Source organism: Pseudoalteromonas sp. 2CM37A, from assembly GCF_023161885.1.
In the GTDB taxonomy this organism is placed as follows: Bacteria; Pseudomonadota; Gammaproteobacteria; order Enterobacterales; family Alteromonadaceae; genus Pseudoalteromonas; species Pseudoalteromonas atlantica.
This window is the reverse complement of record NZ_JALNTJ010000012.1, coordinates 46,919-70,708: the sequence shown is the minus strand read 5'-3', so window position 1 is coordinate 70,708 and position 23,790 is coordinate 46,919. Positions and strand designations below refer to the sequence as shown.

Here is a 23,790-nt window from a genome sequence, read left to right as displayed (position 1 = left end):
AGTGTGCATTGTTTTAATTGTAATTAGTCTTTAAATTGCTTATGGCAATCTTTACAGCCTTTGGCCCATGCGCCAAATGCTTTACCAATTACCGCTTTATCGCCAGATTGAGCTGCTAAAGCTAGCTTATCTGCATTGGCAGCAAAGGCATTGGCTTTTTTAACAAAGGTTGCATTATCAGACCATACATCAGCTAATGCTGCTGTATCACCTTTATCAGTGCCTTCGTAAAACGCTTCCCATGGCATTTTAGAAAGGGCTGCTGCGTTATTAGCGCGCATTTTAAATTGCTCTGCATCAAAAGGAATTTTACCTTTTAGCATCGCGCCCATATCGCTAATTTGCACTGAAATCATAGAAAATGCAGCTTGACGGTATTCAATAGCATCACTTGGCTCTTTAAATGCAGTATTTGCAGATACGCTAAGTGTACATGTTGCTAAAGCAACCCCTGCTAAAAATTGTTTTAATTTCATGTTTTGCCCCTGTAAGAAATTATATCTACTAATCAGACATCTTGAATCGATTATATATTTTATTCAAGTGAAACTTTAATGTCTCGCAGCTTGTTTTCTGAATATATCATTACACCTTGTCAGTTTATTGTTAACGACTGTAAACGGTGAGTTGCTATTAATACCCCTGTTGTGTACCTTGAGTCATCATAAAAATAATTAACGAAGGAAGTTTATGAAGCATAATATTTTTAAAATGTCGGCACTTTCTGCCGCAGTAGTTATGACGCTAGCAGGGTGTGGTGGCAGCGACAATGACAATAATAGCCAAGTTGCTGTAGTAACTGATGTTGCACCAAAAGCAAGCGATGTAGCCGTTGCCGGTTTAAAGCAATGGGTACCTGTAACTGCTGAGTTTAATGCAAGTGATAACGATGGCGATACACTTAGTTATACATTTACTGAAAATGGTGAAGCGGTTGAAGCGCAAGATGGCGTATATACTTTTAGCCATGGCTTACTAACAGTTGAAGGCGATACCTTTACTTACGTTCCTGTTTCAGGCGAAGACGCGGTAATTGATTACACCGCTAATGCAAATGGTAAATCGGCGTCTGCGCAATTAACAATTAGTGATATTGCAACTGACCCGTTAGCTAATCAGCAATGGCACCTACGTAACACAGGTCAAAAGTCGTATGCTTTAAGCGATGATATGAAACAAGGCCTAATTGATTTATATGTCAACCAATTAGGTTACAGCGAAGAAGAAGCGCAAACTATTTTTGACGAGGATTTTGCTGAATCAGAGGCAGAAGAATTGGTTGCTGGCGAAGATATGAACGTAGCAGCTGCGTACGCTCAAGGTGTTACAGGTGCTGGCGTAACGGCGGTTGTTGTTGACTCTGGTATGGAAATTCGTCACGAAGACTTAGTTGATAACGTTTTACCAAACCGTTCTTTAAATTTAGATGTTGATGTGTTGGATCGCACCGACCCTACAAGTCTGTCAAACAGTGGCGACCACGGTACCAGTGTTGCAGGCTTAATTGCAGCGAAAGGTTGGAATGGTAAGGGCGGGCGCGGTGTTGCACCAGATGCTGGTCTAATTGGCATGAACTACCTAGGTGGCGATAAAATTGAGCAAACTGATTTACTCGCGCATGGTTTCCCAGGTAGCGGCATTAGCACGTCAGAAAATATTTCTGCTTTTAACCGCAGCTACGGTATTACCTTCCCAACGTTTATTGGCTACTCAGAGCTAGATGAAGCTATCGAGTCATACCCTAACCTTAACCTTCGTGATGGTAAAGGTGCCCTAAACATGAAATCGAGCGGTAACTCGTTTGTAGATGGCAGCGGTGAAGGGTCATTATGTGCTGATAACGGCGCAAATGAGCTAGGTCTTACTTGTTATAACGGCGCGTTTGAGCCAAGCCAAGGTCATCCATATTACTTAAGCGTTGCAGCTGTAAATGCTGATGGTACGCATACAAGCTACTCAAGCGGTGGTGCTAACTTAATGGTTTCAGCCCCTGCGGGTGAATATGGGCGCTGGGCGCCTGCCATGGTAACAACTGATCAAATGACCTGTATTAATGGGTACTCAGGCTTTAATGGTAGCTCGATTACGGCATGGGCTGCAGCATATGGCGAAGACTTTGCTGCATCGCAATACCCATTCAACTACCCAGGACATGAAGATAACGCTAGCTGTAACTATACCTCAACGTTTAATGGTACTTCTTCGGCAGCACCTAATGCGTCAGGTGTAGTATCACTGATTTTATCAGCTAATTCAGAGCTAACATGGCGCGATGTTCGTCATATCTTAGCTACTACAAGCACAGTCAACGATGCAGAAGATGAAGTTGTAACGCTTAGCGTTGGTGAAGGTGAATTTGTAGCGCATGACGGCTGGGTTGAAAATGCAGCAGGTTATAACTTTAATAACTTATACGGTTTTGGACGTGTAGATGCTGGTGCTGCAGTTGCGATGGCAAAAGAGTACGACGTAGCATTAGGTGAGCAAGTTATTACAGATTGGAGTGGTGTTGGCTCTGTTGTTGAAGAAGATGCCCTTACGCTAGAAATCCCAGATAACAGTGCCGCGGGTGTTACACAGCAAATCACTGTTGAAGAAGAGCTAAACATTGAAGCAATGCAGTTTAAGTTTGATGTGAGCAATACTGAAATGGGCTTTGGTTTAGCGGATGGTACGCAAACATCTGCTGGTACCGATTTAGCAATTGAAGTGACGTCTCCATCAGGCACACGCAGTGTATTACTAGCGTCTAAGCAAGCTCTATTTTACCCAGCTTATAGCTTTACTAACGGTTGGAACACAGGCTATGTTTTAAAAGATGCGGTACTACTGTCTAATGCTTTCTATGGCGAGACAACAAAAGGTACTTGGACTATTCGTGTTCTTGATGCTGCAGCAGATAGCTTTGCATTCAGCGATGGCGGGGATAACGGACTTGGTGCCGTAGGTATTTCAAATAACCGTGCCGCAAGCGTTTTAGAAGGCGTTTCGTTGAGAGCATTTGGTCACGCAGGTCAAGAGTAAGGAATATAGATATGAAAATGAATAAATTAGTTATTTTAGGTGCTGCTGCGTGTATTTCTCTAAGTGCAACAGCGAGTTCAGTAGCAGATAAAGAGCTGCAACTTCCAAAAAAGCCGGTAAATAGTGTGAAATACAGCAAAACCGACTTTGGCTCTTACGTTGTAGAAAAAAACTTACGTTTAGTACCAACAAGTGTTGCTGCTGATGAGTATGTTGTTTCTACTAAAGGTGAGATGGCGGTTGTTGAGTCTTCTGAGACTTCATCGTTAGTAACAAAAGGTACACTGGTACGTAATGTCCTAACAAACAACTTAACGTCGCTTTCTGGCAATATTACTGTTTTGCTTAAAGATGGCATGAACGCAACAGAGGTAGCTCAGCTGTCTGGCTTAAAGGTAGTGTCTGTTTTCCCAGGTACTAAAATAGCGGTTTTAGCTGTTAATGAGGGTCAAGATATTTTAGCTGCTGCAGAGCAATTAAAGTCATCTGATTATACTAAAGAAGCGCGAATTGAAGTGTTAGAGACTATTTATACTGCACAATAAAATTAAAATGTTGTGATAAAAGCCCGAGAAAATCTCGGGCTTTTTTATTGCTAATCGTTAATATCAGCAAATATCATCCCTCGGCGCATACTACGTGTGGCCAAAAATACCTCGCCAAGTAACGACATAAAACCACATATTAATAAGGCCATTGCAGCCACAAAACAGCTGGCAATTGTTACCCCTAAATTAATAGACTGAATGTGTGATAAAAACAACAGCATAACCACAGCGCATACTAGCAAGGCGCTTAGCACGCTCATACTAAAAGCAATATGAATACATCGAGAGCGTTTTAACAGGGCTCGCAGCTCTGTGGCTAGGGTTTTATTAAAGTCTTCATCGGTGCTTACCTTGAGTTTTCGCTCAAGTTGTCGTGCACGGTCAGTAATGCGGGCTAAGCGATTAGATAAAACCCCGAGCGTGGCAGCAATACCCGTAATTAAAAAGACTGGGGCGACGGCAGTCTGAATTACTTTAGCCATGGTTAAAATATTTATAACGTCGTTACTCATTCATTTTCCATAGAGAAGTTAGGTTTTGTTTACAGTGATTTACAAATCACAGAAATGGAAAAACTTATTTAAAATTAGTTTGTTGTGATGTTTTTGCGATGCTATCCCTGCAGTTTTGTAATCCACTTGTAATTGAGTTGTTGCTAGCCTGAGGGCTGTAGTTCTATATTAAAATCACAATTCTAATCACATTGAATTGAGTAAATACAATAATATAAAACTCACTCCAGGGGAAATAATGTCTAATATAACACTGAAAAGAACCGCTATTTCATCAGCTATAGGTTTAGCTATGATGTCATACGGTGCAGCCGCCGCACCTGATTTATCTAAAGGATATGTCCCAGAAACATCAAGTGTAAAAACATACTCTCAAGATAAAACCATTTCTACTAAAGCACGCTATATTATCCAGCTTGAAGACGAGCCGCTAGCAACCTACAAAGGCGGCATTGCAGGGCTTGAAGCAACCTCTGCAGCAGTAACTGGGGATAGTAAAGTTAATCTATCTTCAGCACCTGCGTTAAAGTACAGCAGCTACTTAAAAGCAAAACAAAAAAGTGTAGCGCAAGTAGCCGCATCTGTTAGCGGTGGCTCAGTTTCACATTCATTTAGTACGTTATTCAACGGTATTGTGGTAGAAGGTGAGCAAGGTCAACGTGAAAAACTCGCTAAACTTGCGGGTGTAAAAAAAGTATTTTTAGATACTGAGTACCACACATTAATGGATGCTTCTATTGATGTGATTAGAGGTGTTGAGGCATGGCAGGCGCTTGGTGGTCAATCTGAAGCTGGTAAAGGCGTTAAAGTTGCTATTATTGACTCGGGTATTCGCCCAGAAAACCCTATGTTTTCAGATGTGGGTTTTGCAGCTGCAGAGTTTAGTGAAGAAGAAGCGGCTTACATCGCAGAAAACCCCGATTACTGTCGTATAGAGGGTGGTGAAGCCGATTTTTGTAATAATAAATTAATTGTGGCGCGTGCATTTGGTCCAACACCAAGTGATGTTCACCCTGATGAATATATTGGTTCTCCACTCGGTTATGACGGTCACGGAACGCATGTTGCGGGTACTGCTGTAGGTAACCCAATTGAAATTACTTACCAAGACAATAACGTGTCAATTTCAGGTGTTGCGCCAGCTGCACAGTTAATGGCTTATAAAGCGCTTTGGCACACAGCCGATGGACGAGGCAGTGGTACTACCGTTGCACTAATGGGGGCATTAGAAGCGGCCATTAAAGATGGCGCAGACGTAATTAATAACTCGTGGGGCGGTGGTGCTGGTGGTAATCCATCAAGCAGTGCATACAGTGATTTATTCACAGCTGCAGAAGAAGCGGGTGTAGTGGTTGTAACTGCAGCGGGTAACGATGGTAACGGCGCACAAACTATTGGTTGCCCTAGCTGTATTGAGTCTGGTTTAACAGTTGCCAATACGCAAACAGGGCGTTTCTTCTCTCAACAAATTGAAGTGGCAGGTGAAACCTATTTAAGCATTGAAGGAAGCAATGGTTTATTAACTGACCCTATTTCACTTCCTATTATTTCGGCGCAAGTGATTGCTCCTGATAATTTTGAAGGGTGTGAAGAGTTTGCTGAAGATATCTCATTTGCTGACTCTGTAGCATTAATCTCTCGTGGTAGCTGTGCGTTTTCAGCCAAAGCTGAAAATGCGGCAAAAGCAGGGGCAGCAGCGGTAATTATCCACAACAATGTTGCTGGCGGTGCAATGGGCATGTCTATGGATGACGCCACAATTCCAGCCTCAGCGATTAGCCAAGAAGATGGTTTAAGCTTGGTTGAGCTGTTAACTGCAGCTGAAGAGCCGGTTATTGCTTCACTCGACCCTAGTGTTAAAAGAACAATTCAAGAGAAATTTACTGATGCAGTAAACTCTTCAAGTTCGCGTGGTCCTAATGGTGAGCCTAGCTTCTTAAAACCTGATATTGCAGCGCCAGGTACAGATATTTTATCTGCGTACTCGCCAGATGAAGGTAATGGTATTACCTTTAATGCGATTACAGGCACAAGTATGGCAAGCCCTCATGTTGCTGGTGCAGCAGCATTGATGAAGCAAGCTCACCCAGAGTGGAATGCGGTACAAATCAAAACGGCGCTTATGAGCTCATCTAAAATGGATGGCCTACATAAAGAAGACTTAGTTACCAAAGCTGATGCATTTGATGTAGGTGCCGGACGATTAGATATGCCTAATGCGCTAGAGGCAGCACTTACATTTGATCATGGCTCTTACGCCGATCCAAGTTGTTTAAGCGTTTGTAGCTTCTCAAATACCGTGCAAAATATGACTGATGTTGCTGGTGAGTGGACTGCAAAAGTAGTAACCGATATGCAAGGCGCTGAAATTACGGTTTCGCCTAGCACCGTTATGCTTGGCGCGCATGGTTCTACCTCAACGGATGCAGAAGGTACAGAAACAAGCACTGACATGGCTGAATTTAACTTAGATATTGATTCAACATTTAACGATGTAAAAGGGTGGAACTTTGGCCACGTAGTATGGACTCATACTGAGACAGGTCAAATCGCTCACTTACCATTTGCTATTTACGATAACGAAGCAACAAATAGCAGTGTGTTTAGTGCAACAGTCGATGCCGATTCTTTAAATTCTTCTACTCCAGCAAAAGTAGGTGTGCAATTTAATAATACTCTGTTCACTGACGAGCTATCAGTAAATGTAAAACTTGACGAAAATGCAGAACTTCTTAAAGGTGCTGCCCCTGTTGTTGAAGTGACTAATGGTGCAGGTGAAGTAACATTAAGTGAAGACAATAAAGAGCTAACTTGGACAGGTACATTGGGACCAAAAGAATTTGCTATTAACAGCAGTGATTTCTTAGGTACCTTCTCATTGGCTGATGAAGGCATTGAGCCACAAGCGTGTCCTGACGGGTGTGATGAGATAACTATTACGGTTGAAGCTGACTTTATTTTTGATGGGAAAGAGTACTCAGCATTTACTATCTCAGATAACGGCTTTATTGCTGTTGGTGCAGATGTAAATACAACTAACTCTTGGAGCCCTCAAGCAATGCCTAATGCACGTACACCTAATGGTGTTATTGCGCCGCTTTGGGCTGACTTTGATTTAGCTGGTGGCACGAGCGGTGGCGGTGATCTTTATGTGGCTAAATTTGATAGCGGCTATGTAGTTGTAGAATGGCATGACGTTGAGCTTTGGGGTAGTTCTTTAGGTGATAAGTACACGTTCCAAGTGATCTTAAAAGAAGGAACTGATGAAGTTCGTATGAACTACATTGATGTGCCTGCTTTACCTGCACCTTACTCAGCGGGTGTAGAGTCTGCTGATGGCAACGTAGGTGCAATGCTGGACACAGTTCCAACGGGTAATGCTATTGGTAGTGGCTACTTAGTCGATCAAATCAAAGGCGGTGTTGTTGATATTCAATATCAAGCCTTTGCAAAAGATCGTAGCCATTACACAGCTGCAGATGCAGTAGAAGTTGATGAAGAGCAAACAGTGACTATTGATGTATTAGCTAATGATATGGCTGAGTCGCGTTTTGTATTTGACGCAGTAGCCTCTTCAGAAACAGAAAACGCAGAATTCTCTGCCCATAAAGGTGTAAGAATTAAAGGCAGCTTAGTGGCATCAACTGTTGAGGTGGTTTCTGCACCTGCAAATGGCTCTACAACCGTGAATGAAGATGGCACGATTGATTATACGCCAAATGCACAGTTCTCTGGTGAAGATAGCTTTACATACACAGTGCGTGAAGCATCAGGCACTAGCGCCGAAGAAACTATGGTATCAATCGTTGTTAACGATACCATTGCAGACCCTCAGCCAGTGACGCCAACACCAGAGCCTGAAAGCAATGGTTCATCGGGCTCACTAGCTTGGTTAACATTACTTGCTGCGCCGTTTGCATTTATGCGTCGTCGTAAACAAAAGTAATTTTATAACTAGCACGTTATTTTAAAGGGAGCCTCGGCTCCCTTTTTACATAGCTTCACAAACTAAATTACACCACGCTTTATTATTAGGTATATTTAATAGCACCAATAATAAAAACCATAGAGATTTCATAATGATTCGTTCTTCATTCACGCTAGCCGCGTTATCACTCGCTGTGCTAGCCGGGTGTGATAATGCGCCAAAAAGTACACCTTCAGATACAGCAACTACTATGCAAACACAACAAACAGAAAAACCAGTGAGCGCCGTGGCGCCAATTGCTAAAAAAGTACCTCATGAAATGACGATTCATGGCGATACGCGTATTGATGATTACTACTGGTTGCGTGATGACGAGCGTAAAGCGCCAGACGTTATAAGTTACTTAAATGCTGAAAACGCTTATACCGAGGCAATGCTTGCGCATACTCAAACATTGCAAGATAAGTTATTTGAAGAGTTGAAAGGGCGTATTAAAAAAGACGATGACTCGGTGCCTGTTAAAAAAGGCGACTATTTTTATTCATCGCAAACGCGTGGCGAAAACGAATACCCTACCTATGTTCGCAGTAGCGATTTTAAAGGCACTGATCAGCAAGTTATTTTAGATGTAAATGCGTTGGCCAAAGATCACGACTACTTTGCTGTAAGTGGCTTATCTGTAAGTACTAACGGAAATTTAATGGCGTACGGGGAAGATACCGTTAGCCGTAGAATTTACACCATAAAGGTAAAAGATTTAACCACAGGTCAATTACTCGAAGACACGCTTGAGGGAACAAATGGCGGCGTTATTTGGGCAAACGACAATAAAACCTTTTACTACATTAAAAAAGATGCACAAACCTTACTTGGCTATCAAGTTTTTCGCCATACTTTAGGTACACCGCAAAGCGATGATGAACTTATTTACGAAGAAGCTGATACAAGTTATTACACGGGTATTAGTAAGAGCAAAGATGGCTCAGAAATATATATTTGGCACAGCAGCACCAATGCCTCTGGTATGTCGGTACTCAGCGCAGATGATAATAAAGCAAAACCTAAGCGCTTAATTGAGCGTCAGGACGAACTAGAATACAGTATTTCAAAGCTTGGCAATACGTATTACATCGTAACTAACTTAAATGCGGTTAACTTTCAGCTTATGAAGGTGGATGTAGATAAAGCGCATGATAAAGCAAATTGGCAAACGGTAATTGCGCCGCGCGATGATATTAAGCTAGAAGGCGTTGATTTATTTAAAGACTACCTTGTATATCAAGAGCGAGAACTGGGTCAGTCGCGCCTTATTGTTCGCCATTTAACTACTGGAGATGAGCACACGCTAAGCTTTAACGACAGTGCCTATACCATTGCAAGCTATGGCAACAACGATATAAACAGCGACAAATTACGTGTTTATTATACCAGTATGACGACACCGGTTTCGTCGTACGATATAGACCTTAAATCGGGTGATAAAACCCTACTTAAACAGCAAGCCGTGTTAGGTGATTTTAACGCAGATAACTATGCCTCGGAGCGTATTTTTATAAAGGCGCGCGATGGTATAAAAGTCCCCGTAAGCTTAGTGTACCGTAAAGATGCATTTAAAAAGGATGGCACAAACCCGTTACTGCAATATGGTTATGGCTCGTACGGCGCCACTATGGACCCTACTTTTTCAAGCTCACGTTTAAGCTTATTAGACCGTGGCTTTGTGTTTGCTATAGCGCATGTGCGTGGTTCGCAAATGTTAGGACGCCCATGGTATGAAGACGGAAAGTTATTAACTAAAAAGAACACTTTTAACGACTTTGTAGATGTAACCAAATCATTAGCGGCACAAGGTTATGGCGCAAAAGACGAAATATTTGCCTACGGTGGTAGTGCTGGTGGTTTATTAATGGGCGCGGTGGTTAACCAAGCACCAGAGCTATATAAAGGGGTGGTTGCAGCAGTGCCTTTTGTTGATGTAGTCACCACCATGCTTGATGCAAGCATACCACTTACTACCAATGAGTATGGTGAGTGGGGTAACCCAAATGAAAAAGAGTATTACGATTACATGCTGTCGTACTCGCCGTATGATCAAGTCTCAAAGCAAGCGTATCCTAATATGTTAGTGACTACCGGTTTACATGACTCACAAGTTCAATACTTTGAACCGGCTAAGTGGGTTGCAAAGCTGCGTGACTATAAAACAGATGATAATAAACTGCTGTTTAAAATAGATATGGAAGCCGGCCATGGCGGGGCGTCTGGTCGCTTTAAACGCCTAGAAGATACTGCGCTAAACTATGCATTTATGCTTGATTTAGTCGGTATTAAAAACTAACAAAATAAAAATTAAGTAATGTTCTAAAGGTATAGCCGTTGGCTATGCCTTTATTTTTTGCGGCAAGTTAAAGCTAAACATAGTGCCTTTGCCCAGCTCACTTTGTACATTTATTTCACTGTCCATAAGTTTTAGTAACCCCTTACAAATAGCCAGCCCTAAGCCACCTTGTTGGCGCCCTTCGTTATTTGAATTTGAAGCCTGGTAATGCGGATTAAAAATCGCGTTTAGCTCATCATGCTTAATACCCACGCCGGTATCAGAAACCTGCACAAATAATTGCTTTTCATCAATACGCTTAACGTTTACAGCTATGCTGCCGCCTTTAGGTGTGTGCCTTATTGCGTTATCAATTAAATTACTTAAAACACGCTCAAGTTTTGCAATATCGGCTACTACAGGAAAATCGCAAATTGCGGGCTCTACCGTTAAGTTAAGGCCTTTTTTCTCGGCGGTTAGAGAAAACTTAGCAATACAATCGTAAATAAGCTCACCTAAATTAAAGGTTTCTTTGTGAATGCTTATTTCGCCGTTTTCTAAATGGGCTAATTCAAAAATTTGTTCAATAAGCTGTTTAAGCTGCGCGCAGTTATTAAGGGATACATGTAAGTATTCTTGTTGTTCTTGAGCACTTAATTGCGACCCCGACTGATTAAGCACCTCTAAAAACCCCTGCAAAGAGGCAAGGGGGGTTCTTAAATCGTGAGATAAGTGAGTAAGCAACTCCTTGCGCTGTTTATCGCTTTGCTCAAGTGCTTTAAATTGCTCGTCAATACGGGTAACCATCGCTTGAATGTTACGGCCTAAACTGTGCACTTCGTTACTTTTTTGGGTTGAATAGTTACTGAGCTTGGTATCGGTAAGGCTGTAATTAGCTGCTTCAATATTGCTTACATCACGGGCTAATCGCTGAATAGGGTTGGTAAAAAAGCGCAGTAAAATAAGCATCGCAATCAGTAAAAATGCAAGTGCAGCTCCAAGCCATAATGCGGCAAGCCATAGTTTGTCATTATTTTTAATTGTGCTTAAAGAGGTATCGTAAGCTTCACCGCCAATAATTACATACAAGTACCCTTGCAGCTTATCGTTATTAAAAACAGGCGCTACAGAGAATATTTTTTGCTGCGCTTTATTTCTTGGATCATCACCATAAATTGGCGCTGCAGCTGGGGTGTTAATCAGCTTTTTTAAGGGGGCTAAATTAATATGAGTGCGTTTAACTTTACCAGGCTTTGCTGAGTAAGTGAGGATTTTTCCGTTTTCATCCACAAAATAAAACTCAAATGCGGGGCCTAATAACATTAAGGTATGAAATAGGTTTTCTAGGGCTGCGTAGTCGTATACACCCTCTTTTATTAATGGGTTATCTTGTACTAAATGCTCAGCAAGGGCTAAGTGCAGGTTTTGCTCGCCATGATGTTTTGAGGTGAGCTCTAGTTGTTTACTCCAGCTGTATACGAGTGCACAAATAAAGCAAAATATAACCACCAACGACACCGCTAATTTTTGATACAAAGATAGGTTCATAATAAGGCTCTTAAGTAAGTTGGCTTGGATTTAGTTTGTAGCCAACGCCCCAAACGGTTTCGATAATAGGCGCTTGATGATGTAGCTCAAGTTTGGCGCGTAACCTATTTATATGTGAGTTAACGGTATGCTCGTACCCGCTGTGCTGATACCCCCATACTTTGTCGAGCAATTGCTGGCGGCTAAAAACATGGTTTGGGTGGCGAGCAAAATATACCAGTAAATCAAATTCAGTGGCGGTGAGGTTAAGTGCTTGTTCGTCTAAATAAACTTGATGTGAGCTAAATTCAATATTGAGTGAGCCGATATTTAGCCTTTGTTCGTTGCACGGGCTGTCGTTTTCGTTATTTTGAATCGCTAGAAGCTGTGAGCGGTGGCGTAGTTGTGTTTTAACGCGGGCTTGTAATTCGCGAGCAAAAAAGGGTTTACAAATATAGTCATCTGCACCCATTTCAAGGCCAATTACACGGTCCATATCGCTACTGAGCGCGGTAAGTAAAATAACGGAAATGGTAGGGTAGTGCTCTTTAATTTTACGGCATAAACTCAAGCCATCCATTTGTGGCAGGTTTATATCCAGTAATATAAGCCCGTAAGGTTGTTTTGCTATTTTTTTTAGTGCGAGCTCAGCGCTTACAACATGGTCAACATGCAAATTTAACGCAGCAAGTTGAGTTGTTATTAATTGCCCTATTTCTCTGTCGTCTTCTACTACCAGTATTTTTTCGTGCCGCATGGTTAACCTCGTAAAAAAGGGACATCCGTGTCGCCTCACATCCCCATTACAAGCTGTTTTACTGTGTACGAGTGATCACGATTTTTGATACTGGGTTATCAAACTTATGTTCAGCACCTAGTGCAGAGGTTGATAAGCCATCTTGATTAGACACAACACCTGGGTGCATTGTGATTATATCGGCAATATCGTCGCGTATTTCGTTAAACCCTTCGCCGCCAGCAGCGGGACCAGGCACAGTGTCAGCTGTTTCTGTATTTGCTTCCGTACCTGCATCGTAAACGGGCGTCGTTCGTGATATTGAACTGCCTACTTCCAATGTTGATACATCTACAGAACTAAGACCGGTAAAAGCGTCATTTGTATTCCCAAGCATGGCAGCAAAAGATAAATTAAGAACATCTTGTGCATCAACTAAAAGGGTTACAGAGGTTGTTTCGCCAGGGCCAATGCCGCCTTCAGCCGAGGCTGAAGCAAGTGCATTTTCATCGCTAAGGTACTCTTCATTAGCGCCGCTTTCAGCAATCATTTCTAAACCAACAGAAGCCGTCTCACCAAATTTCCATGGTGGGGTTTCATCAAATGCAATGACCGAGAGTGGTGATAGTGGTTGTCCAGCCGTTAAGTTACTAAAAGTGATAGTAAACTCATAAACAACAGGTTCGGGCTCTACAACAACCACAGGTTCTTGCTCTTCAATAGAGTCGTTATTATCGTTATCGCCACATGCGGCTAGTGAGCTGGCTAACAGTAAAATAAGCGCACTTTTTTTAAAATTAGAAAGAGATGACATAATTAACTCTCCTATTTAACCGTCACAGTTAATTTTGCAACGGGGTTTAACCATCTGTGTACAGTGTTATTCAAATCACTGTTTCCACCTTCTAGGTCATCATCGCCAAGGGCCCCCGGGTGAATGTGCACCATCGTATTTGTATCGCCAGTTGTAATACCTGTGCCGTTAGTACCAGCTTGGCCGCCCGGCGCAGCAGGGATACCTAATACACCAGGTGCACCCGAGCCTTCTACTACAAGTTCGTTATTTGCTTCTGTACCTGCATCATAACCATTGAGGTAAACAGTGTAGGTGCCTGCTTCTGTTGGAACTTTCCAGCTATCAAGGCCTACAAAGCCATCATTGGTTGGCAGTAACATAGCCGCTACAGATAGGTATTCGTTGCCATCGGTAGTTGTGAGCTCTGCTGTTGCAGATGCCGCGGGTGCTAAAAGGCCTGCCGCTGGGTTTTCTGCAATATCGCTACTCGATGCTGACGCTTGAGTAACAAGTGCTGATATATCGCCGCCTTCAGCCATTGCCTGTAGTGCAGCAGAGGCTTCGGTTGCGACTTCAAATAATTTATCTTCGCTATCGTGTGCTGTTATTAGTACCGGTGTAAAATAAAGGCCTTTAGTAAGGTTAGTAATTTCTACTTCTAGCTCTGCTGCCAATGTTGATTGGCTAGCTACTGCTAAAAGGGTTGCAACTGTAAATGCTGAAGCTTTCATTATTATTTCCTGTAAGTGATGATTCAGGCTAAGTATTGAATAACCACCTCAAGAAACTCTCACAAAGTTATCACTTTTTTATCACAGCGGGTTAGGGCGTGTTATTTAACAATATAGCCGCCTCTATATAGACACCTGCTCAATAAAAAGGCAGTATGTATTAACTAATAAGGAGAGCGTAATGGAAGAAAATCAACAGCTTGAGCCGTTATCAAAAGACGAAAAAACATGGGCTATGCTTTGCCATTTAAGCGCTGTAGCCGGTTTTGTTATTCCGTTTGGCTCTATACTTGGGCCATTAGTGGTATGGCTTATTAAAAAAGATGAAATGCCAATTGTCGATTTACACGGTAAAAAATCGCTTAATTTTCAAATTACTATGGCTATAGCTTACTTTGTATGTTTTTTACTAGTCTTTGCCGTAATCGGCCTCGTTTTGCTGCCTTTAGTGGCTATTTTTTCTTTTATCATGGTGGTTTTAGCCAGTATTAAAGCCAATGAAGGGAAAGAGTTTAATTACCCACTGAGTCTAAATTTGATAAAATAAATGACGACCCTTTAATAAACCCAGCTGTATGCTGGGTTTTTACTTTAAGTACTTAATGCTTTATATCACCTTATTTTTTAGTGCGTTTGTGTCCGCTACTTTATTACCAAGTTCTTCAGAAGTGGTACTTGTTACCATGATAAGCCAAGCAAAAGCTAATCTGTGGCTGCTGTGGTTAGCCGCGACTTCAGGTAATGTGCTAGGAAGTTGTGTTAATTATTGGTTGGGAACTCATGTGCTACGTTTTAAGCACAAAAAGTGGTTTCCGGTATCGGCCAAGGGGCTTGAAAAAGCGCAATCTCAATTTAAAAAATATGGGGTATATAGCTTACTGTTTGCTTGGCTGCCGATTGTGGGCGACCCACTAACGGTAATTGGTGGCATATTTAAAGTGCGTTTTAGCCTGTTTTTATTATTAGTAAGCATTGGCAAAGGCGCGCGGTATTTAGCCGTTATTGCCCTTGCCAGTGGTGCACAAGCGGTTTTGTAAAGTTACTTTGACCAATCAAGCGTGAGCGAAACTGAGTCGGCAAAGCGCAGTGCATGCGGTTTATCTACTCTGGCTTTTGCGTAATGCACGCTTGGGTGTGTATGGCATACTGCAAGTATTTCGGCAACCAGCTTTTCAAGTAACAAAAAGTGCCCTTGCTCTACTAGGTTTATCACCTCTTTGGTGATCACTTTATAGTTAAGCGCTTGGTCTACTTCGTCTGTTTTACAGGCGTCATCAGCAGGGTAGTGAATTTCTAAATTAATCACTACATCTTGCTTTTTTTCCCGTTCTTCTGGGTTAAAACCAATAAATGTACGTAAGCGTAAGTTGGTTACGTTAATAATTGCGTTGGCCATAATTAACCCTTAATAAGCTGTAAAAACTCGTTACGCGTTTTAGAGTCACTTCTAAAGTTACCTAGCATTACAGAGGTACGCATGCTTGAATTTTGCTTCTCTACACCGCGCATCATCATACACATGTGTTTAGCTTCAACAATAACGCCCACGCCTTTAGCACCGGTTACTTCCTCAACGGCTTTAGCAATTTGATGAGTAAGTTGCTCTTGTATCTGAAAGCGACGAGCAAACATATCAACAATACGCGCAAATTTAGATAAGCCTAGTACTTTGCCATCGGGAATATAAGCAATATGGCAACGACCAATAAAAGGTAATAGGTGGTGCTCACACATAGAGTAAAGCTCTATATCTTGTACAAGTACCATATCGTCAGCGTCTGAGCTAAATACCGCATTATTGGTAATTTCATCAAGCGTTTGACGATACCCTTTGGTTAAATACTCCATGGCTTTTGCTGCACGTTTTGGTGTATCGAGAAGACCTTCTCGGCCTGCATCTTCACCCACAGCGGTAATAATGTTTTGGTAGCTTTGCTTTAAATCGTCATGCATAAATTTCTCAGTTTAATGTGTGTTCTACTTTAAATGGCGGCCGCCATCAACAGGCAAAGCGCGGCCTGTGATGTAGTGGCTGCGCAGTAATAAATCAATACTATTAATAATTTCTTGGCAACCTGGCTCTATACCCATAAGAGATTTTTTAAGGGTTTTAGCACGGTAAGCCTCGTCATCGTGCTGATTAAAAATAATCAACGATGGCGCAACCGAATTCACCTTTATGTTTGGTGCGTACTTAGCGCTAAACGACTTGGTTAAGTTATCAAGTGCAGCCTTACTTGCGGCATAGGCAATGTGCTTTGGGCTACCTGTTTCAACAACGTAATCGGTAAGATGAATAATGTCAGCCGGTGTGCAAGCATCAGCTTGGTATGCCATTAATAGCTGTGCACAGGCGTTATTAATTAAATACGGTGTTTTGGCATGAATGCGCATCATGTTATCAAACAAACTCGAAAAATCAGGGTTACTGGCTTCGCAGTCCCAGCTAGAGGCATTGTGCACAATGGCACGTAAAGAGTGAGTTTGCTGTTTGAGTGTTTCAATAAAGCTAGCTATACCGGCATCGCTGCTAAAGTCGGCGTGTATGCATACGGCGCCTTGTTGTTCTAAGTCGTCGACTGCATCGTGGCGCGTACGATAGGTAATAATAATAGCTTGGCCTTGCGATAAAAAGTGCTTAGCAAGCGCAAGGCCAATACGTTGACCAGCGCCTGTTATTAAAATAGGAGATGTCATGTAATGCAGTTTTCTCTTTGGCAGGCGTTAAAATTAACTATAAATCAGTTTTTTGTTTTACGTAATAATACGGTGAATAGATCAGCTAGTGCATACGCAGCACTAGCTGCTTAGCCGTTATAAATCATCGTAAATAGTCGGAATGGGTTGGCGCTTATGCTGAGTGCGAACATAAATATCAGTTAGTTTTTGCTCAACCTCTGCAGCCACCGGCTTGCCTTCTAAAAAGTCGTCAATTTGATCATAGCTCAGTCCTAATGCTTCTTCATCGGTGAGGCCTGGGCGGTCACTTTCTAAATCAGCTGTTGGGGCTTTTGTTACTAATAGCTCAGGCGCACCTAAGGCAGTTGCAAGTGCGCGAACTTGACGTTTTGATAAGCCAAATAACGGGGCTAAATCGCATGCGCCATCACCAAATTTGGTGTAAAAACCAGTAATGTTTTCAGCGCTGTGATCGGTACCCACAACGAGGCCTTGGCAAAAACCAGCTATTTCGTATTGCGCTACCATGCGTTGACGTGCTTTTACATTACCTTTTACAAAGTCAACTTTAGCTTGCTCAGGTAGCTCTTCACCACTGCCTACTACTGCCGCCATAGCTTGCTCGTGTAATGCATCGGCAGCGGGTTTTACGTTGACGGTCATGCGTTTACTTGGCTTGATAAAATCAACGGCCATTTGCGCTTCGTCTTCATCTGCTTGTACACCGTATGGCAAACGAACCGCAATAAATTGGTACTTATTAGTGTTTTGCTCTGCGTTTAGTTCATCTACGGCTAATTGGCACAAGCGCCCGCAGGTCGATGAGTCAACACCGCCGCTAATTCCAAGCACTAGCGATACACTATGGGCTGCCACTAAACGTGCTTTTATAAAGTTAACTCGACGGGTAATTTCGGCGTTTACATCAATAGTTGGCTGAACTTTCATTTCAGCCATAATTTCGGCGCGCATGGCCAGCTCCTCGTTATTTAATAAGTTGTTTTTAAATAGGCTTACATTATCTGGTTTAGTGGTTATTAATTAAAGTCCTAAATGTGCTTTTATACGGCTAAGCTCAGCTTTTAGTTCCTCAATTTCTGCAAGTAACTCGTTAATTTCATCGTTTTTAACTTCTGCGACTTCTGTAGCTGGCGCTGGGCTTGGCGCTATTGCTGGGTCAGCAAAAAGGTGCATGTAGCGACTTTCTCGTTTGCCGGGCTCGCGCTCAAGCTTTGTTACGTAGTCATCTTTTGCTAACGCGCTCAGGGCGGTTTCTACTTCGCTAACGTTTGTAAATTCAGCTAGGCGAGCGCTGCGCGTTCTTAGCTCACCGGGTGTTTGTGCGCCGCGTAACAGCAGTAAACATATAATTGCCCGTTGCTGCGTGCTCCACTGTAAGCTACTAAATTCTGTATTACAAAAACGGTGATCGTATTTATTAACTCGTCCCGAAAGCCCTTCGTCTAGCGTTACAAGGCGCTGACTTATAAGCTCATCAAGTGTTTGTTGCACCTCACTTTCGCTCAAGTTTACAACCGGGTCTCGATTTGATTTTTGGTTACACGCATTCGTCAGTGCGTTCAACGACAGTGGATAATGCTCGGGTGTAGTGCTTTGTTTTTCTAAAAGGCAGCCAATAACGCGCTGCTGATTTGCTGATAAATGCATGGCTTTTCTTTATTAGTAAACAGTATTTTTAGCTTACACCTTTATTGTGTACCAAGCCATTGTTGTAATTTAGGCTCTAGAGCTGCTGAATCTAAAGGTTTGGTTAAATAATCGTTCATTCCTGCATCGAGGCACTTCTCTTTGTCGCCCTGCATTGCGTTTGCCGTTAACGCAATGATTGTAATATGTTTATTATGCTTGCCCGCTTTTCCTTCGCGTATAGCTTGCGTGGCTTGGTAGCCATCCATCACGGGCATTTGGCAGTCCATTAAAACTAACTGGTATTTTTTGTCTTGGCTGCTGTTTAGCTTATCTAGTGCATCTTGGCCGTTTTGTGCAATATCAAAGGTAAGCCCAACTTGTTTTAACAACGCTGAGGCCACCACCTGATTTACTTTGTTATCTTCTACTAAAAGCACTTGTGCGTGCGCTGATATTTCTTTGGGCTTTTCGGTTAACTCATTTTGCAGTTGTGCTTGGCGCTGTTGTTGCTCAATGAATTTATCGTTAGTGAGTGAATCAAATAAATCTGATGGGGTGAGCGGTTTAAATATCAGACAATCTATATTTATGCCAATATTGTTATGCTCTTGCGAATAACTCATTGGTGCCATAACAACCAGTTTGCTTTGCTTGGTGGTTACTCGGTTTTTTAATGTATTTATTTGCGGGTGCGCAGCTTGCTCAAAAAAATGATAATCGACTAATAATGCATCTGGCTGGGTATCGCAGTTATTAAAATAATTAATGATGCCGCTATAGTCATTTAAAATATTAACGTGTGCGCCCCATACGCGTAATTGTTTGGCGGCAATATTGGCGTTAAGTGTGCAGGCATCAATAATTAAAATATGTTTATTATTAATTAAGTGGCTGGGTAAATCTTGCGCTTTAGTTAAACGGGGCTGTATTTTTATAGAAAACGAAAAAGTGCTGCCTTCATTTAGCATGCTGGTTACGCTTACTTCGCCTTCCATTAGTTCACAAAGCTGCTTAACAATAGCTAGGCCAAGGCCTGTGCCGCCAAACTGGCGGGTGGTTGAGGCATCGGCCTGAGTGAATGAGTCGAATAACGTTTTTTGTTTTTCTGCGTCTATTCCTATGCCGGTATCAATAATAGAGCAATGTAAAAAACTGCCATCGGTGGTTTCATCTATCTGCGCGGTCACCAGAATTTGCCCATCAATAGTAAACTTAACGGCATTGCCTATCAGGTTATTTAAAATTTGACGCAACCTATTCGGATCGCTAATTATTTCGCTGATAGTAATTTGGGTGGCATCTAAAATGAGATTGGTATTATTTTGCTCCACTTTAAGCGCAAACGACTCAACAACTTCACCAAGTAATTTAGGTAAGTTAAATTGCACATTTTCTATATCAAGTTTGCCTGCTTCAATTTTAGAAAAGTCTAAAATGTCGTTAATTATATTTAACAGCGACTGAGCTGAAGATTGTGCAAGCTCAATATGATGCTCCTGCTGTTGGTTGAGCTGAGTGCGCTTGATAATATTTAGCATGCCCAGTACGCCGTTCATGGGGGTTCTTATTTCGTGGCTCATGCTGGCTAAAAATTCACTTTTAGCCATTACCGCTTGCTCTGCAGCTTCTTTGGCGGTGACTAGCTGTTGCTCTGTTTCAATACGTTGCTGACTTGAATGCAAGCTGCCCACGAGGGCGGCTACAGCAATTAAAAAGCTTTCTTCGTTACGTGACCACGGGCGCATTGAAGCACATTGCTCAGCGCATACTATGCCAATGGAGCCACTTCCCGCCGGTATGATTGCGCACAGCATGGCATTAATATTGAGCGGCGCAAAGTAATGCGCTTTAAGGGGTTTTAGTAGAGGGTGATTTTGGGCATCACTGGTGCTAAACACAGCGTGTTTTTCTATGGCTTCAAAAAAATCAGGCGCCTCTTTTTTAAGCCATACCGCATTATTATTACCCATTCTGTTTTCAATATTATGGGCTGCTATAGGACTCAATGAGGTTTTTGAGCTATTAAAAAACCAAATACTGGCTTGCTCAATGTTTAAAGCATGGCAAATAGATTCAGTAATAACTTGTTTAGATTGGCTTAATTGGCCACTTAAAATAAGGTCGTTGGCTGTAAGCGACGCTAAAATTTCGTTATGCAGGGCAATTTTGCTATTTTCAAGCTCAATACGCTTACGGGTATCAATATTTTGCAATGAGCCAAATATTCTTACACAGCGCTCGTTTTTGCGCTCAGCTTCACCATGAATAAGCACCCACATTTCGCGTCCTTCAGAGTCAATTACTTCAAGTTCGGCTTCGTAACTTTTGCCTTCTTTAATTGCAGATTCAACCAGCTGAGTGATACGTTCTCTGCTTTCGCCTGCTTTAAAGTAATTTAAGTTTGTAGGCCAGGTAGGCTCTTTGTTTAGCGGGTATTTAAAGATTTTTTTGGTCATATCTGACCAATACACTTGTTTGGTTTCTAAATTAAATGACCACGCCCCAATTTGGGCAAGGTCACTCATTGTCTCCAGCATTTTTTCGTTTTGTTGCTGGCGGTTTAGCATTTTTAAAAAGAATAAGAACGCCCATATTAGTAATCCGCAAATAATTATAATGGCGATTCTAAGCGGCCATATAGTTGAAGGTGCGGGGCTCCAACCTTCTTTAGGGGCTACGTATAATTGCCAGCTTCCCCCTTGAAAATTAAGCGTAAAATCAAGCGGCTCTTGTGTGGTTATATTGTTATTGCCATAAAAAAACTCGCCTTTTTTGCCTAAACCATGACGCCCTTGAATAGCAATGTTGTAGTTTTTTTCAAGCTCTTTTATGCCTGAGTTTTTGTATACTTTTTCAATGTCGAGCACCACCGATAACAACCCCCAAAAGCGGTTTTCGGGCGGAATATAAACAGGCACTCTGGCAATAAGGGCAATGTCGCCTTGCACTAGTTTAAGTGGCCCTGCCATAACAATAGTATTGGTATCACGGGCTCTAATGGCATCTAGGCGTTGGTTTTTGTTTTCTAAAAAGTTTAAGCCAATGGCTTTTTCGTTACCTTTTAGTGGGTAAGACATACGAATTATCATGTCGGGCGCACCACCAATATGGCGCAGCTCACCGGAGGTTTTAAATAAAGGCGCGGCAATTTGTTCAAACCGTGCTTGTTGTAACTCAGGTTCAGCTGATACAGCAACCGCTAATCCACGAACTAGCTGAATGTTTGATACCAAGGTGGCCTCTAGTTGTGCACGGTATGTACTTACTTGAGATAAAATTTGTAGGCGGTGGGCGTCTTTTGCGCGATTGTAGTTAATTCTATCTAACACAATGCTCACTAATATTATTAGCGTAAGCGATAACCAAAAGGTCAGCTTATAGTTGCTAATAGTGTTTTTTTTGTTGTTATTTTTTGGCGGCATTGGCTAAGTCATGCTGTTATTTTAGGCAATTTAACTATAGCTAATTTATTGTATAAATAAAAACGGCGCTGATAAATTAGCGCCGTTTTATTTTTATAATTAGTAGTTTAACTATTAAGCGTCGGTTACTTCACGTGCCCAATGGTTTTGCTTAGCGACATGTAACTTACGGTAACCATCAAGTAGTGCTGCATGCTTTTTAAAGCCTTCAAGCGATAAACCTGGGAAGGTTAAACCATTAAATAATTTACGGCCTTCTGCTATTTCAATAGCCAGCGTTACGTTATTGCTGCCAAACATTAAACCCAGTGCATCTTGGTAGTCGGCGTAGTCGCGCTCGTCATCGTATTTAATTTCAAGAATAGCTTTTAAACAGCGGAAGTGGCGCATTGCATCTTCGTTTACTTGGCCTGTGTGTAGTATCCAGTCTACCCAATCAATGGCTTCTTCGTTGCCTGCGGCTAAGCATAAGTGCGCTTTAAGCTCACCAATACGCAGTGTATGCCATGGTGTATCGGCATCGGTGGCAAGGCCAATAAATTCAGCAGCACGAATAATATCGCTGTGGCCTGCTTCTTCTAGGCTGTCGTAAATGTCCATCCACTGCTGCGCATCGTACTGATCAAGCGATAGGAATGCTTCACGGAATTTAGCGCCTTCGTTGTTGTTACGCCAAATTAGTTCATCTACTGGGTAAATGTCTGACATGCCTGGTACTAAAATACGACATGCATACACGTTTAAGTGTGTGTAATCCATAATGTAAATGTCGTGGCCCATGCTGTGAATTAAGTCAGTACAGAAGTTGTATTCTTGCTCTGTAGTACCGCTAAAGTCCCAATGAACAAAGTCAAAATCGGCGTCGGCACGGAAAAAGTCATGCGAGATTAAACCGCTTGAGTCGATAAAGTGCAGCTCAATGTTTTCAGGCGTTGCAACTTCATCGTTATCAAAAGTAGCCGGTTGGAACACATCAAGTTGATCAAGGCGACGACCTTGTAGTAGCTCGGTAACCGTACGCTCAAGGGCAACTTCGAATGATGGGTGAGCACCAAATGAGGCAAACACAGAGCCATCAACAGGGTTAATAAGCGTTACGCTCATTACAGGGTATTTACCGCCAAGTGATGCATCGGCAATACGTAAATGAAAACCATGGCTGCGTAGCTCTTCACACGCTTCGTGAATTTTAGGGTATTGCTTTACAACCTCTTCAGGGACGATAGGTAAACAAATACCTTCTGCGATAATACGGTTTTTAATGGCGCGCTCAAATACTTCTGATAGCCCTTGTACGCGTGCTTCAAATTTAGTGTTACCTGCGCTCATGCCGTTAGAAACAAAAATATTACCAATTACGTTTACCGGAATGTATACGTCTTGGTTATCGCGTTGGCGTGTGTATGGCAATGTACAAATGCCGCGCTCGTTATTACCTGAGTTAAAGTCAAAAAGGTGAGAGGCATTAAGCTCACGCTCTGGGTCAAAGTAATCCCAAAGGCTTTCGTCCATTATGCCTTCTGGCACTTCATTGCCTTCAACTTTAAACCATTTCTCGTTTGGATAATGAGTAAAGTCGCTGTTTGCAAATTCTTCACCTAGGTAAAAGTCGGCAAAAAAGTAATTACAGCTTAATCGTTCAAAGTATTCACCTAACGCAGAGGCGATAGATGCTTTATCGGTTGCGCCTTTACCATTGGTAAACATTACACCGCAGTCGCTGTCTTTTATATGAACTGAATAACAGTTAGCTACAGGGTTAAGCCAAAGTGCTTCTTCAACATTGATGTTTAGCGCTTTTAGCTTGTTTTGCATGGTAGAGATAGACGATTCTAGGTCGCGGTCTTTACCTTTGATAAATGTTTTTTCAGTCATATGAGTCTCAACTAGATCTGCACAAAATGTGGAATGGCTATTATC

19 protein-coding genes are annotated in these 23,790 nt (G+C 42.1%); 6 read left to right on the top strand and 13 right to left on the bottom strand.

All coding sequences use genetic code 11. The features are described 5' to 3' along the window. Positions 1-23: 23 nt before the first annotated feature. Positions 24-476, bottom strand: a complete 453-nt coding sequence (locus tag MTF68_RS18210; RefSeq protein ID WP_024032101.1) for a cytochrome c — start codon at positions 474-476, stop codon at positions 24-26. Positions 477-690: 214 nt separating this feature from the next. Between MTF68_RS18210 and MTF68_RS18205 the strand changes: the two genes are divergently transcribed. Together MTF68_RS18205 and MTF68_RS18200 are read left to right on the top strand one after the other, a co-directional pair. Continuing rightward, entirely contained in the window at positions 691-3,024 is a 2,334-nt protein-coding gene (locus tag MTF68_RS18205; RefSeq protein ID WP_248463254.1) for a S8 family serine peptidase, read from the top strand. A gap of 11 nt (positions 3,025-3,035) precedes the next feature. After that, positions 3,036-3,569 (top strand): hypothetical protein, encoded by a 534-nt coding sequence (locus MTF68_RS18200; protein WP_248463253.1) that lies wholly within the window; start codon positions 3,036-3,038, stop codon positions 3,567-3,569. Positions 3,570-3,619: 50 nt separating this feature from the next. Here MTF68_RS18200 and MTF68_RS18195 read toward each other — a convergent pair whose 3' ends face one another. Next, complete coding sequence (locus tag MTF68_RS18195) at positions 3,620-4,084, bottom strand: DUF2721 domain-containing protein (RefSeq protein ID WP_004589012.1); 465 nt, start codon at positions 4,082-4,084, stop codon at positions 3,620-3,622. A gap of 238 nt (positions 4,085-4,322) precedes the next feature. Between MTF68_RS18195 and MTF68_RS19740 the strand changes: the two genes are divergently transcribed. Continuing rightward, positions 4,323-8,030 carry a S8 family serine peptidase gene (locus tag MTF68_RS19740; protein ID WP_282448347.1) on the top strand — a complete coding sequence of 1,236 codons (3,708 nt, stop codon included), beginning with the start codon at positions 4,323-4,325 and terminating at the stop codon, positions 8,028-8,030. A 133-nt stretch (positions 8,031-8,163) separates the two neighbouring features. Further along, complete coding sequence (locus MTF68_RS18175) at positions 8,164-10,350, top strand: S9 family peptidase (protein ID WP_248463252.1); 2,187 nt, start codon at positions 8,164-8,166, stop codon at positions 10,348-10,350. Positions 10,351-10,392: 42 nt separating this feature from the next. On the opposite strand, the gene MTF68_RS18170 is transcribed toward MTF68_RS18175, so the two are convergent. Genes MTF68_RS18170 through MTF68_RS18155 form a run of 4 tightly spaced genes read right to left on the bottom strand, consistent with a single transcriptional unit; the run spans position 10,393 to position 14,119 of the window. After that, entirely contained in the window at positions 10,393-11,877 is a 1,485-nt protein-coding gene (locus tag MTF68_RS18170) for a HAMP domain-containing sensor histidine kinase (RefSeq protein ID WP_248463250.1), read from the bottom strand. 10 nt (positions 11,878-11,887) lie between these two features. Then, entirely contained in the window at positions 11,888-12,613 is a 726-nt protein-coding gene (locus MTF68_RS18165) for a response regulator transcription factor (protein ID WP_054983697.1), read from the bottom strand. A gap of 58 nt (positions 12,614-12,671) precedes the next feature. Further along, positions 12,672-13,406: a spondin domain-containing protein gene (locus MTF68_RS18160; RefSeq protein ID WP_138685488.1), complete on the bottom strand. Its 735-nt coding sequence runs from the start codon at positions 13,404-13,406 to the stop codon at positions 12,672-12,674. Positions 13,407-13,417: 11 nt separating this feature from the next. Further along, complete coding sequence (locus tag MTF68_RS18155; RefSeq protein ID WP_024032094.1) at positions 13,418-14,119, bottom strand: spondin domain-containing protein; 702 nt, start codon at positions 14,117-14,119, stop codon at positions 13,418-13,420. Between the two features lie 181 nt (positions 14,120-14,300). Here MTF68_RS18155 and MTF68_RS18150 point away from each other — a divergent pair, with 181 nt between their 5' ends. Together MTF68_RS18150 and MTF68_RS18145 are read left to right on the top strand one after the other, a co-directional pair. Continuing rightward, a complete protein-coding gene (locus MTF68_RS18150) occupies positions 14,301-14,666 on the top strand; it encodes a DUF4870 domain-containing protein (RefSeq protein WP_024032093.1) in 366 nt (121 codons plus the stop codon). A 55-nt stretch (positions 14,667-14,721) separates the two neighbouring features. Further along, complete coding sequence (locus tag MTF68_RS18145; RefSeq protein WP_024032092.1) at positions 14,722-15,156, top strand: YqaA family protein; 435 nt, start codon at positions 14,722-14,724, stop codon at positions 15,154-15,156. A 2-nt stretch (positions 15,157-15,158) separates the two neighbouring features. On the opposite strand, the gene folX is transcribed toward MTF68_RS18145, so the two are convergent. From folX to ycaO, 7 genes are all read right to left on the bottom strand, one after another. Beyond that, the gene (gene folX / locus MTF68_RS18140) at positions 15,159-15,515 is read right to left on the bottom strand and encodes a dihydroneopterin triphosphate 2'-epimerase (RefSeq protein ID WP_024032091.1); all 357 of its coding nucleotides are present in this window, start codon (positions 15,513-15,515) and stop codon (positions 15,159-15,161) included. A 2-nt stretch (positions 15,516-15,517) separates the two neighbouring features. After that, on the bottom strand, positions 15,518-16,072 hold the full coding sequence (gene folE, locus MTF68_RS18135; RefSeq protein WP_004589001.1) for a GTP cyclohydrolase I FolE: 555 nt from the start codon (positions 16,070-16,072) through the stop codon (positions 15,518-15,520). Positions 16,073-16,096: 24 nt separating this feature from the next. Continuing rightward, positions 16,097-16,816 carry a dihydromonapterin reductase gene (gene folM / locus MTF68_RS18130; RefSeq protein ID WP_096040946.1) on the bottom strand — a complete coding sequence of 240 codons (720 nt, stop codon included), beginning with the start codon at positions 16,814-16,816 and terminating at the stop codon, positions 16,097-16,099. Between the two features lie 117 nt (positions 16,817-16,933). After that, a complete protein-coding gene (nadE, locus tag MTF68_RS18125) occupies positions 16,934-17,770 on the bottom strand; it encodes an ammonia-dependent NAD(+) synthetase (RefSeq protein WP_024032089.1) in 837 nt (278 codons plus the stop codon). 69 nt (positions 17,771-17,839) lie between these two features. Beyond that, positions 17,840-18,466, bottom strand: a complete 627-nt coding sequence (locus MTF68_RS18120; RefSeq protein ID WP_248463249.1) for a YceH family protein — start codon at positions 18,464-18,466, stop codon at positions 17,840-17,842. Between the two features lie 41 nt (positions 18,467-18,507). Beyond that, positions 18,508-21,870, bottom strand: coding sequence for an ATP-binding protein (locus tag MTF68_RS18115; protein WP_248463247.1), 3,363 nt, complete (start codon positions 21,868-21,870; stop codon positions 18,508-18,510). Between the two features lie 114 nt (positions 21,871-21,984). Then, entirely contained in the window at positions 21,985-23,745 is a 1,761-nt protein-coding gene (gene ycaO, locus MTF68_RS18110) for a 30S ribosomal protein S12 methylthiotransferase accessory factor YcaO (protein WP_248463245.1), read from the bottom strand. Positions 23,746-23,790: the final 45 nt, after the last annotated feature.